We start from the raw sequence: 11,796 nt of genomic DNA on the forward strand, positions 1-11,796 counted from the left end.
GCTCAGGTCCGCCGTCTCTATGTTCAGAAGCAATCTTTAAAGAGCACCTTGGTATTTTCGAGCGTCATCTTGACTGGATTGCCGCCAGCGCTTGGATCTTCGATCGCCATCTCCGAAAGTTCGTCGATTCGATCCGGCTTGATTCCCATCGCAGACAGGCTGTCCGGAACGCCGAGCTCCGAGCGAAGCTGCAGCACGTAGCTATAAAAGCCGTCGAAGCCGCCGGAGATGCCGAGATAGGCCGCGGCGCGCGCAATCTTCTCCTCAATCGCCGAACGATTGAAGCGCAACACCGCCGGCATCACGACAGCATTCGTCATGCCGTGATGCGTGTTGTAGACAGCCCCGATCGGATGCGACAGCGCATGGATGGCGCCGAGCCCCTTCTGGAATGCGACTGCGCCCATCGCAGCCGCCGACATCATGTTGACGCGGGCTTCGAGGTCTGTGCCTTCCTTGTAGGCGCGCGGCAGGAACTCCTTGACGAGCCGCATGCCCTCCAGCGCGATGCCGGCCGACATCGGGTGGTAAAAGGGCGAGGAATAGGCTTCCAGGCAGTGCGCGAAGGCATCCATGCCGGTGCCGGCAGTGATGATCTTCGGCATGCCGACCGTCAGTTCCGGATCGGCGATGACGACGCCCGGCAGGAACTTTGGATGGAAGATGATCTTCTTCACATGCGTTTCGGAATTGGTGATGACGCTGGCGCGGCCGACTTCCGAACCGGTGCCGGCCGTCGTCGGGACGGCCACGATCGGAGCGATGCCTTCGACGCTCGCACGCGTCCACCAGTCGCCAATATCCTCGAAGTCCCAGACCGGCAGTGTCTGACCGGCCATGAACGCGACGCACTTGCCGAGGTCAAGGCCCGAGCCTCCACCAAAGGCGACGACGCCGTCATGGCCACCGTCCTTGAACGCCTTGACGCCAGCGTCGAGGTTCTTGTCGTTCGGGTTTGGATCGACATCGGCAAAGATCGCCCGGCCGAGGCCGGCGTCTTCAAGAATGTCGAGCGCGGTCCTGGTGATCGCCATCGAGGCCAGGCCGCGATCGGTGATCAGCAACGGCTTCTTCATCCCGAGGCTCTTGCAAGCGTCCGCCAGTTCCTTGATGCGGCCCCGGCCAAGCTTGAAAGCGGTCGGGTAGCTCCAGTTGGCTGTGATGTTGCTGCTCATGCTGTGACTTTCTTCAGATGGAAGGATTTCGGACGCGTCAGGTTGTGGAAGCCGATGATCGACAGCGAGCCACCTCGGCCGGTTTCCTTGACGCCGGTCCAGCACAGAGCCGGATCGAGATAGTCGGCGCGGTTCATGAAGACGGTGCCGGTCTCGATCTCGCGGCCGAGCCGCCCTGCCCGCTCAGGATCCTTCGTCCAGAGCGAAGCCGTCAGGCCGTACTGGCTGTCGTTCATCAGGGCAACGGCTTCGTCGTCGCTCTTCACCTTCATGATGCCGACGGCAGGTCCAAAGGTCTCCTCGCGCATGAAGGCCATCGAATGATCGACATTGACGAGGATCTGCGGTGCCAGATAGGCGCCGCCGTCGTCGGCCGAAAAAAGCTTCGGATCGACCAGTGCCTTGGCGCCCTTGGAAACGGCATCGGCGATCTGCTCGCGCACGACCCTGGCGAAGCGCTTGTTGGCCATCGGGCCAAGCGAGGTTTCAGGATCGAGCGGATTGCCGAGCTTGTAGTTCGAGACCCAGGCGACCGACTTCTCGACAAAGCTGTCATAGAGCGATTCATGCACATAGATACGCTCGATGCCGCAACAGCACTGGCCGGAATTGTAAGTCGCGCCGTCCATCAGCGTGTCGACGGCCGCGTCGAGGTCGGCATCGTCCATGACATAGCCCGGATCCTTGCCGCCGAGCTCAAGCCCGAGCCCTGTGAATGTTCCGGCCGCCGCCCGCTCCATCGAGCGGCCGCCTTCGACCGAACCGGTGAAGTTGACGAAGTTGAAGCTGCCCGCAGCAATCAGCGCCGAGGTCGTTTCGTGATCAAGGAACACGTTCTGGAACACGTCCTCAGGAACGCCGGCCTCGACGAAAGCCTGCACCAGCCGCTCTCCAACCAGCAGCGTCTGTGACGCATGCTTGAGGACGACCGTGTTGCCCGCCATCAGCGCCGGCGCGATGGTGTTGATCGCCGTCATGTAGGGGTAGTTCCATGGCGCCACCACGAATACGACGCCATGCGCCTCGCGCTCGATGCGGCGCTCGAACTTGTCGCTCTCCTCGACAACCAAAGGCGCGAGCGCATCGGCGGCGATCGAAGCGACATAGTTGGAGCGCTCGTTGAAGCCCTTGTACTCGCCGCCGTAGCGGATCGGGCGGCCCATCTGCCAGGCAAGCTCGGGCACGACCACGTCGGACATTTCATTGAGCCGTGCGACACCCTTCAGCACCAGCTGAACGCGCTCCTCCAACGGCCGCTTCGCCCATGCCTTCTGCGCCTTGCGCGCACGCCCCACGGCCTCCTTCGCCGCCTCCAGCGAAAGCGCCGGACGCTCGGCGTAAACCGATCCGTCGACCGGTGAAATGCATTGGATCATTCCCATGATCTTCATCCTATGTTTTCACGTGCCGAAACCGGCAAACCCCAACAATCTCCTCAGGTATGGAGATCATACGACAGGGCGCCGTGCGGCCTTGGCTACGCCTATTATGCTCTTTCGAAACCGCGCGCCACTTCCCAGTCGGTGATGCGACGATCGTATTCTTCCTGCTCCCACTCGGCAGCACGGGTGTAGTGGTCGACGACATCATCGCCGAAAGCATTGCGCAGCATCTTCGATTCCGTCATGGCGACTGTTGCCGCGCGCAGCGTACGCGGGATCTCGCGGACGCTGCGAGCTCCATAGGCGTCGCCGACGAACGGCGCCTCGAGCACCATCTTCTTCTCTATGCCATCGATGCCGGCGGCAAGCAGCGCGGCAAAGGCGAGATAGGGATTGAGGTCGGAGCCGCCGACACGGCACTCGATGCGGATCGCTTTGGTGTCGTCGCCGCAGAGGCGATAGCCGGCGGTGCGGTTGTCCTTGCTCCAGATTGCCTTCGTCGGCGCAAAGGTGCCCGCCATGAAGCGCTTGTACGAGTTGATGTAAGGTGCGAGGAAGTAGGTGATCTCGCTCGCGTGGGCGAGAAGACCGGCCACGTAGTTGTTCATCAGCGGCGACATGCCGTACTTGCCACCCTCATCGTAGAAGAGCGGCGTCTTGCCGTCAGCGCTCCACAGCGACTGATGAATATGCGACGAACTGCCGGCGGCATTGTAGTGCCACTTCGCCAGGAAGGTGATTGCCTTGCCCTTTGACCAGGCGATTTCCTTGCAGCCGTTCTTGATAATCGAGTGGCGATCGGCCATCGTCAGCGCCTCGGCATAGCGGACGTTGATTTCTTCCTGGCCCGCGGACGCCTCGCCCTTGGAATTTTCGACCGGAATGCCGGCGCCCTGAAGGCCGGTGCGGATTGCCCGCATGACCTCTTCTTCCTTGGTCGTCTGGAAGATGTGGTAGTCCTCGTTGTAGGCGCTGGCGAGCTTCAGATTGCGATAGCCGGACGCGTGCGCGGACTCATAGGTCTGGTCGAACAGGAAGAATTCGAGCTCCGAGGCCATGAACGCCTTCATGCCCATGTCTTCCAACCGCTTGACCTGTTTCTTCAGGATCGCGCGCGGTGAGTGCGACACCTCTTCATGCGTGTGGTGGTCGAGGAGATCGCAGAGCACGAGCGCCGTGCCTTCGAGCCACGGAATACGGCGCAGCGTCGAAAGATCAGGCTTCATCGTGTAGTCGCCATAGCCCTTTTCCCAGCTCGTCGCCTTGTAGCCGGAGACGGTTTCCATCTCCATGTCGGTGGCAACGAGATAGTTGCAGCTATGCGTTTCCTTCCATGCGCTTTCGAGGAAGTATTCAGCCTGAAAGCGCTTGCCCATCAAGCGGCCCTGCATGTCCACCTGGCACGCCAGAACCGTGTCGATGCGCCCGTCGGCAACATCCTGCTTGAGATCGTCGAGGGTATAGATGCTCATATTGAATCCGCCTGACCTTGAACTGAAATCGGGGCACCGAACGAGCATAGAGTGAAGCGGGCCTGCCGGCTTTGATGCCTTTTCGTTGATCCGGGAAGCGGGGCCGCCATCGCGGCCCCGCCGTTGGAGAGGGAAGCCGAAACCTCAGGCTTCGCCGACGGCCTTTTCGGCAGCCGCGATCTCCACCTGACGGCGCGCAACCTCGTCGCCGATCGGCGGGCCTTTGAAGCGGCGGCTTTCGAAGCCGAACCAGACGATGCCGGTAAGGACCAGGAAGCCGACGGTGATGTAAAGCGCCCACTGGTTCGGCGGCTGGATCCCGAGGACGAAGATCAGCATCATCGCAAGGATCGACAGGACCGCGAACAGCTTGAATATGCCTTCGCCGAGGTTCCATGGACCCATCTTGTCCCACTTCGACGTTCCCCACGCGAAGAGACCGAGGGTGATCGGGATCGCGAAGGAGAAGAACAGGAAGATGACCGTGCACGAGACGACGATCGTGTAAACGGGCGTCTCGCCGATCGAAACAAGCGACGAGCCCCAGACGAACAGTACGGAGAGGATCGAACCCGTCCAGATGGCGGCAACCGGCGTGCGGTGCTGCGGGCTGACCTTGGCGAGAGCCTTGGATGCCGGCAGACCGCCGTCACGCGAGAAGGCGAAGATCATGCGGGAGACCGAGGTCACCGTCGCCAGACCGCACAGCCACTGGCTGACGAAGATGGCGAGATAGAGCAGATCCTTGACGGCCGGGTTGACCTGGCTGTCCATGGCCCAGAAGAAGACGTTCCAGCCCTGCTTGGCCGCGTCGTCCATGTTCGGGAGCATCAGCACGAATGCGCAAAGCATGATGTAGCCGAAGAGAGCCGACCAAAGAACGGAGGCAACCATGCCACGCGGAACGGAGTGGGCGGCCTTCACCGTTTCCTCCGAGGTATGCGCCGAAGCGTCATAGCCGGTGATCGTATAGATCGGCAGCAGCAGACCAAGTAGGAATACCCAGGCACCCGAAGTCGACGGCCATACGTTGCCACCCGCTTCGCCGGAATAGTTCGCGAAGGTGAACAGGCGGGCAATGTCGTAGGACGGCGCCGCCAGCAAGCAAACTGCAGCCAGGGCAATTGCCGTTGCGAAGATCAGGTAGCCCGAAAAATCGGTGAGCTTCGCCGTCAGCCCGATCCCCATGTGGTTCACGAGCGCCTGCGCGCCGGTGATAACAACCAGGAACAGGATACGCACGACAGTGGTATCAGTCAGGTCGAAGTAGCTCGTTCCAAACGATCCCATGAAGAAGTAGTAGGTGCCGACGTTGATCGCGCCGAGCACCGTAACGAGGCCGAGGAGGTTGAACCAGGCGGTTAACCAGCCGGTGAAGCGGTTGCCGAGGATCGAACCCCAGTGGTAGAGACCGCCCGCGGTCGGATAGGCCGAGCTGATCTGCGCCATCGCCACAGCGAACACCAGCGAAACGAAGCAACCGAGCGGCCAGCCGATGCCGATGGCCGCACCGCCGGCGCCCGCCGTCGCTTGCGCCAGCGAGTTGATGCCGCCGGAAAGGATGCAGATGATAGAGAATGAGACCGCAAAGTTCGAGAACGAGCTCATTCGCCGTTCCAGCTCCTGGGCATAGCCCATGGAATGCAGGACATGCATATCCTGTTTCTTGTCGTGATCCGTGTAGTCGGACATGACTTCCCCCTGTTTAGCGATCAGCCGCGGGATTGCGGGTGATCATCCAGTGCCAAAGTGCCCGTGACGTTTTCGCCTACGGGCGGACCGCAGTTAGACTGCTCCCCGGGGTCTTTTCTTCGTTGTCAGGCGTCCAGGCTTTGCTGGAGAAGCCCCGTCAGATAGTCGGCCATGACCCCTTGACCGTCTTCGTCTGAGATGAGGTCGTTGCGGACCTCGATCATTACATTGCGGAACCCGTTGGACAGCCCATGCAAGATCAGCGTGTGGGTCACGCCATCCGCAGGGCCATAGGGCTCGTTGCGTTCGATTTTGTAGAGAGGCGAGCCGGTCGATGCGGCGTTCAAAACGCTGTCGGCAAAGCGGCTGTCTTCGTCGTGCAGTATGCCAATTTCCACGGCGCGCGTCCTGTCGTGGTACACCGGAGTGAAGCTGTGGACCGTCGCAATCACCGTCTCCTGCCCCCTCGCCTTGCGATCGCGAATCAGTGCGCGAATGGCGTCGTGGAAAGGAATATACAATGCTTCGGCGCGCGCGAGGCGTTCTTCCGCGCTGAGATCGGCATTGCCGGGAATCTCGTAGATTTCGCTTCTCGCGGGCATCGCCCCCGGAGACTCCGGCGGCCTGTTGCAATCGTAGATCAATCGCGAAAATCGCTGGTAAATGAGCGTGGCATCGAGCGCTTCGGAAATCCCGCGGGCAACTGCCAATGCGCCAGGATCCCATGCGATATGACTTTCCAGGGCCTCAGCGGAGAGACCGAGTGTGCCGTACCGCTCCGGCAGCAATCGGGATGCATGCTCGCAGATCACCAGCAACAGGCTCTTGCCGTCCGGCCGCTCGACCGAAACGCATTCGCCTTCCGCTTCGCTTAGAACCTTGAAATGAGCAGGCACCACAGCCGCATCCCGATCATTAATAAAGAATGTATAAGAAAAGAATTCTTCAGGTTTCGGCGACTGTCAAGCGCACTCTGAAAATTTCTTTTCATGACAGCAGTTGACATGGATTATGACAGCGTTGTTAACTTTCAGTGGGAAAGTGGCACAAGACCAATCCCGGGGAGCAAGTCGCGTGACCGCTGCGTCGAAGACAGTTTCGGACGTAATCCATTCGCATTTTGGCACGCTCACGCGGGCTGAAAAGCAATTGGCTGAAAGCCTGTTGGACAACTACCCTGTCTCCGGACTGGGGAGCATAACGACGATTGCGGAAAACGCAGGCGTATCGACGCCGACGGTCGTACGCATGGTTCAGAAGCTGGGCTTCAAAGGCTATCCCGACTTCCAGGCGCACCTCCATCAAGAGGTGGAAGCGACGATTTCAAACCCCATCGCCAAGCATGACCGATGGGCCTCCAACGCGCCGGGCACGCACATTCTGAACCGGTTTGCCGACGCAATCATGGGCAACCTGCGCCAGACACTGAGCGCTCTCGACACGGCGACCTTCAACGACGTCGCCTCGCTGTTGTCCGATCGTAAGCGCGGCCTTTACTTTGTCGGCGGGCGCATCACCGGCGCCCTGGCCGAGTACTTTTTCACGCATATGCAGGTCATTCGCCCGAACACCGCGCTGTTGTCGTCGAATTCGAGCAGCTGGCCGCAATATGTTCTCAATATGAATCCCGGCGACCTCCTGGTGATTTTCGATATCCGCCGCTACGAGCAGGAAATGGTTAGCCTTGCGACCGCTGCCCGCAAGAGCGGCGCCGAGATTGTCGTCTTCACCGATCAATGGGTCTCGCCGGCCGCCAAGCTCGCGCGTCATACCTTTCGCGTGCAGATCGAGGCGCCGTCGGCCTGGGACTCTTCCGTCGTCACTCTCTTCATCGTCGAAGCGCTGATCGAGGCCGTCCAGAGCTCGACGTGGGACGAGACGAAAGAACGCATGAAAACCTTGGAGGGTCTGTTCGAACAAACCAGGCTCTTCCGCAAACTCGGCTAGGAGGAAAAATACAACAGAGAGATGACGCAAGTCGTGCATGCAAGCAACGTGTCGTAAATAAAACATCGCGGCCAACTGTCTGCTATACAAAGAAAAAATAACGTCGTCGAGCTGTCACGAAAGCTTCACGTAACGTCAGTAACAGCATCGTCAGACACTGAACCCTGAAGGAGAACAACAGTGATCTCTAATATCTCGAAAATGCTTTCGCTTTCTACTGCTATTGTTGTTGCTTCGACGGCAATTGCAGCTGCCGAACCAAGCGCTGAACTTATCGCCGCTGCCAAGAAGGAAGGCACGCTGACGACGATCGCGCTTCCACACGACTGGTGCGGCTACGGCGACGTCATTGCCGGTTTCAAGGCCAAGTACGGCCTCGAAGTCAACGAACTGAACCCGGATGCAGGTTCGGGCGACGAAATCGAAGCCATCAAGGCCAACAAGGGCAACAGCGGCCCGCAGGCGCCCGACGTGATCGACGTTGGTCTCTCCTTCGGTCCGTCGGCAAAGGCCGAAGGCCTGATCCAGCCCTACAAGGTTTCGACCTGGGATTCCATTCCTGACAGCGCCAAGGATGCCGATGGCTTCTGGTACGGCGATTACTACGGCGTTCTCTCCTTCGTCGTGAACACCGATATCGTCAAGGAAGTTCCGAAGGACTGGGCCGACCTGAAGAAGTCGGACTACGCCAACAGCATCGCTCTCGCTGGCGACCCGCGCGCTTCCAACCAGGCTGTTCAGGCTGTCTACGCTGCCGGCGTCGCTGCTGGTGAAAAGGATGCGACCAAGGCTGGTGAAGCCGGTCTCGCTTACTTTGCCGAACTCAACAAGGCCGGCAATCTCGTTCCTGTCATCGGCAAGTCCGCCTCGCTCGCTCAGGGCTCGACCCCGATCGTCGTCGCTTGGGACTACAACGGCTTGTCCTGGCGCGATACGCTGAAGGGCAACCCGCCGGCTGACGTCGTCGTTCCGGCATCGGGCGTTGTCGCTGGCGTTTACGTCCAGGCGATCTCCGCCTTTGCTCCGCATCCGAACGCTGCCAAGCTCTGGATGGAATACCTCTATTCGGACGAAGGTCAGCTTGGCTGGCTGAAGGGCTATTGCCACCCGATCCGCTTCAACGATCTGGCGAAGAACAAGAAGGTCCCGCAGGCACTTCTCGACAAGCTGCCGCCGGCCGCTGCGTATGAAAAGGCCGTATTCCCGACCCTCGACGAGCAGGCTGCTGGCAAGACCGCCATCACCACCAAGTGGGACAGCGTCGTCGGCGCCAACGTCAAGTAATCTCTGACGCAGGACCTCTCCGCCCGCGTGGCGGAGAGGTTTCGTTCTTCATTGCCCCGATAAGGCTGTCGTCTATGACCACTGTTTCAACATCCGCGGCCCCGGCCACGCCCATGATAAACCGCGACAGGATCGTAGACTGGCTCGGCATCGCGCCGTTCATGATCTTCGCTGCGATGTTCCTTATCATACCGACGCTTTATCTGGTCGCAGGTGCATTTCTGACGCCGGAAGGCGACCTGACCCTCAAGAACATTGCCGACCTGTTCACGCCGTCGATTCTCAGCGCCTACTGGATCAGTATCAAGGTGTCCGTGGCATCTGCCCTCGGTGGCGCACTGATCGGCTTCTTCCTCGCCTGGGCAGTCGTGCTCGGCGGCCTGCCGAACTGGATTCGTTCGGGCCTGCTGACCTTCTCCGGTGTTGCCTCCAATTTCGCAGGCGTACCGCTTGCCTTCGCCTTCCTCGCCACCCTCGGACGCACCGGTCTCGTGACCGTTTTGATGCGCGACTGGTTTGGCTTCAATCTCTATTCCACCGGTTTCAACCTGCTGAGCTTCTTCGGGCTCACCATCACCTACATGTACTTCCAGATCCCGCTGATGGTCCTGATCCTGACGCCGGCGCTCGACGGCATGAAGAAGGAGTGGAAGGAAGCCGCGCTGATCCTCGGCGCCACCAATGGCCAGTATTGGCGCATGGTCGCCTTCCCGATCCTCTGGCCCAGCCTGATGGGCACGACGCTGCTCCTCTTTGCGAACGCCTTCGGCGCCATTGCCACTGCCTACGCGCTGACCGGCAGCTCCCTCAACATCGTGCCGATCCTGCTCTATGCGCAGATCCGCGGCGACGTGCTTCACAACGCCAACCTCGGCTACGCGCTGGCGCTTGGTATGATCGTCATCACCGGCCTGTCCAACCTTGTTTACATCCTGCTGCGCATGCGCGCTGAACGGTGGCAAAAATGAAGACATCACGCCTTGGAGCCTGGATATCCATCGCATTCGGCGCGATCTACTTCGTCCTGCCGCTCATCGCCACAATCGAATTTTCGCTGCGTATGCGCCGTGGCGCCTACAGTTTTGATGCCTACGCCTCGGTTTTTTCCGAAGCGCAGTTCCGCGAGACCTTCGGTTATTCGATGCTGATGGCGCTGCTGACGATCGTCTTCGGTATGCTGCTTGTTGTGCCGACAGCCTATTGGGTGCGCCTGCGCTTGCCGCAGATCCGCCCGATCGTCGAGTTCATCACGCTGCTGCCGCTCGTCATCCCGGCAATCGTGATCGTCTTCGGCTACCTCAGAATGTACAACTCATCGTCGATCCTGCCGCTGACGGGCTCGACGACGGGCACGAACATCCTGCTGGTCCTCTCCTACATGACGCTCTCGCTGCCATACATGTACCGCGCCGTCGACACCGCCATGCGGGCAATCGACGTCCGCACCCTGACGGAAGCGGCCGAAAGCCTCGGCGCAAGCTGGACGACGATCTTGTTCAAGTGCATTTTCCCGAACGTCATGAGCGGCGTGCTTTCCGGCGCCTTCATCACGCTTGCGATCGTTATGGGCGAATTCACCATGGCCGCGCTGCTCAACCGTCCGGCCTTTGGCCCCTACCTGCAGCTGGTGGGCGCCAACCGCGCCTACGAGCCGTCGGCACTGGCCGTCATTGCCTTCTCGATCACCTGGCTCAGCATGGGCCTGCTGCAACTCGTCTCCCGCTTCCACAAAGCCGCCCCGGCTAAGTCGTAAGGTATCTGGTTTCATGGCTTTTCTCGAACTCGCAAACCTCAAGAAATCCTTCGGCAACACGCAGGTCGTGCATGACTTCAACATGCAGATAGAGAAGGGTGAATTCATTTCCTTCCTTGGCCCCTCAGGCTGCGGCAAGACGACCGTCCTGCGCATGATCGCCGGCTTCGAAACGCCTTCCGCCGGTCGCATCGCCATCGGCGGCAAGGAGCAGAACAGCCTGAAGCCCAACAAGCGCAATATCGGCATGGTTTTTCAGGCTTATGCGCTGTTTCCCAACATGACCGTTCACGACAACGTCGCCTTTGGCCTGAAGGTCGCCGGTGCGCAGCCGACGGAGATCGATCAGCGCGTCAAGGAAATGCTCGCGCTGATCAAGCTCGACCATCTTGCCGACCGCTATCCCTATCAGCTCTCCGGCGGCCAGCAGCAGCGCGTGGCGCTTGCCCGTGCGCTTGCAGTACGCCCGCAGGTACTGCTGCTCGATGAGCCGCTGTCTGCCCTCGACGCCAAAATCCGCGTGTCGCTGCGCGAGGAAATCCGCGCGATCCAGCAGACGCTCGGTATCACCACCGTCTTCGTGACGCACGACCAGGAAGAAGCCCTTTCAATCTCCGACCGCATCGTCGTGATGAACGCCGGCCGCGCCGATCAGATCGGCACGCCGTTCGAAATCTACAACACCCCGGCGACCCGCTTCGTCGCCTCCTTCGTCGGCACACTCAACATGATCGAAGCGAAGGTCGTCGATCCCGCTGCCAACCGTATCCAGATCGGCGACCAGGGCGTGACGCTGAAGCAATCGGTTGCCGCCTTCAAAGCGGGCGATACTGTCTCGCTGGCGCTGCGTCCGGAAGCCGGATCGCTGACCGAAGGCACGCCAAGCGACACGAAACTGACGGGGCAGGTCGTATCGGCCCACTTCCTTGGCTCGGTCATCCGCACGCGTATGAACGTCGGCGGCAACGTCATTTCATTCGACATGTTCAACAGCCCCGGCGTGACCCCGCCGGCCGCCGGCGAGACCGTCACGCTCCGCTTCATGGCGGCTGACCTTCTCGTCATCCGCGACTGACCGCCAAAGCGCTCCC

The 11,796-nt window shown here is 60.3% G+C and carries 10 protein-coding genes; 5 read left to right on the forward strand and 5 right to left on the reverse strand.

Annotation, left to right across the window (positions count from 1 at the left end; genetic code table 11):
- Positions 1-23: 23 nt before the first annotated feature.
- The 5 genes from WGT02_RS14680 to WGT02_RS14700 all read right to left on the reverse strand — a co-directional run bounded on the left by WGT02_RS14680 (position 24) and on the right by WGT02_RS14700 (position 6,620).
- Positions 24-1,175: an iron-containing alcohol dehydrogenase gene (locus WGT02_RS14680; RefSeq protein WP_024313655.1), complete on the reverse strand. Its 1,152-nt coding sequence runs from the start codon at positions 1,173-1,175 to the stop codon at positions 24-26.
- Positions 1,172-2,557 carry an aldehyde dehydrogenase family protein gene (locus tag WGT02_RS14685; protein WP_024313656.1) on the reverse strand — a complete coding sequence of 462 codons (1,386 nt, stop codon included), beginning with the start codon at positions 2,555-2,557 and terminating at the stop codon, positions 1,172-1,174. Before WGT02_RS14685 ends, WGT02_RS14680 begins: the two co-directional genes overlap by 4 nt.
- Before the next feature lie 104 nt (positions 2,558-2,661).
- Positions 2,662-4,029, reverse strand: coding sequence for a glutamine synthetase family protein (locus WGT02_RS14690; protein ID WP_208250109.1), 1,368 nt, complete (start codon positions 4,027-4,029; stop codon positions 2,662-2,664).
- A 144-nt stretch (positions 4,030-4,173) separates the two neighbouring features.
- A complete protein-coding gene (locus tag WGT02_RS14695) occupies positions 4,174-5,721 on the reverse strand; it encodes an amino acid permease (RefSeq protein ID WP_208250106.1) in 1,548 nt (515 codons plus the stop codon).
- Between the two features lie 125 nt (positions 5,722-5,846).
- A complete protein-coding gene (locus WGT02_RS14700) occupies positions 5,847-6,620 on the reverse strand; it encodes an N-formylglutamate amidohydrolase (protein ID WP_208250105.1) in 774 nt (257 codons plus the stop codon).
- A gap of 175 nt (positions 6,621-6,795) precedes the next feature.
- Here WGT02_RS14700 and WGT02_RS14705 point away from each other — a divergent pair, with 175 nt between their 5' ends.
- From WGT02_RS14705 to WGT02_RS14725, 5 genes are all read left to right on the forward strand, one after another.
- Positions 6,796-7,668 (forward strand): MurR/RpiR family transcriptional regulator, encoded by an 873-nt coding sequence (locus WGT02_RS14705; RefSeq protein WP_024313660.1) that lies wholly within the window; start codon positions 6,796-6,798, stop codon positions 7,666-7,668.
- Positions 7,669-7,869: 201 nt separating this feature from the next.
- The gene (locus tag WGT02_RS14710) at positions 7,870-8,952 is read left to right on the forward strand and encodes an ABC transporter substrate-binding protein (protein ID WP_210363622.1); all 1,083 of its coding nucleotides are present in this window, start codon (positions 7,870-7,872) and stop codon (positions 8,950-8,952) included.
- Between the two features lie 74 nt (positions 8,953-9,026).
- Positions 9,027-9,920, forward strand: a complete 894-nt coding sequence (locus tag WGT02_RS14715; RefSeq protein WP_024313662.1) for an ABC transporter permease subunit — start codon at positions 9,027-9,029, stop codon at positions 9,918-9,920.
- Entirely contained in the window at positions 9,917-10,705 is a 789-nt protein-coding gene (locus WGT02_RS14720; RefSeq protein ID WP_024313663.1) for an ABC transporter permease, read from the forward strand. The genes WGT02_RS14715 and WGT02_RS14720 overlap by 4 nt, the downstream gene beginning before the upstream one ends.
- A gap of 13 nt (positions 10,706-10,718) precedes the next feature.
- Positions 10,719-11,780, forward strand: a complete 1,062-nt coding sequence (locus tag WGT02_RS14725; RefSeq protein WP_024313664.1) for an ABC transporter ATP-binding protein — start codon at positions 10,719-10,721, stop codon at positions 11,778-11,780.
- Positions 11,781-11,796: the final 16 nt, after the last annotated feature.

The sequence above is a fragment of the Rhizobium sp. T1470 genome, assembly GCF_042140505.1.
Taxonomy (GTDB): domain Bacteria; phylum Pseudomonadota; class Alphaproteobacteria; order Rhizobiales; family Rhizobiaceae; genus Rhizobium; species Rhizobium favelukesii.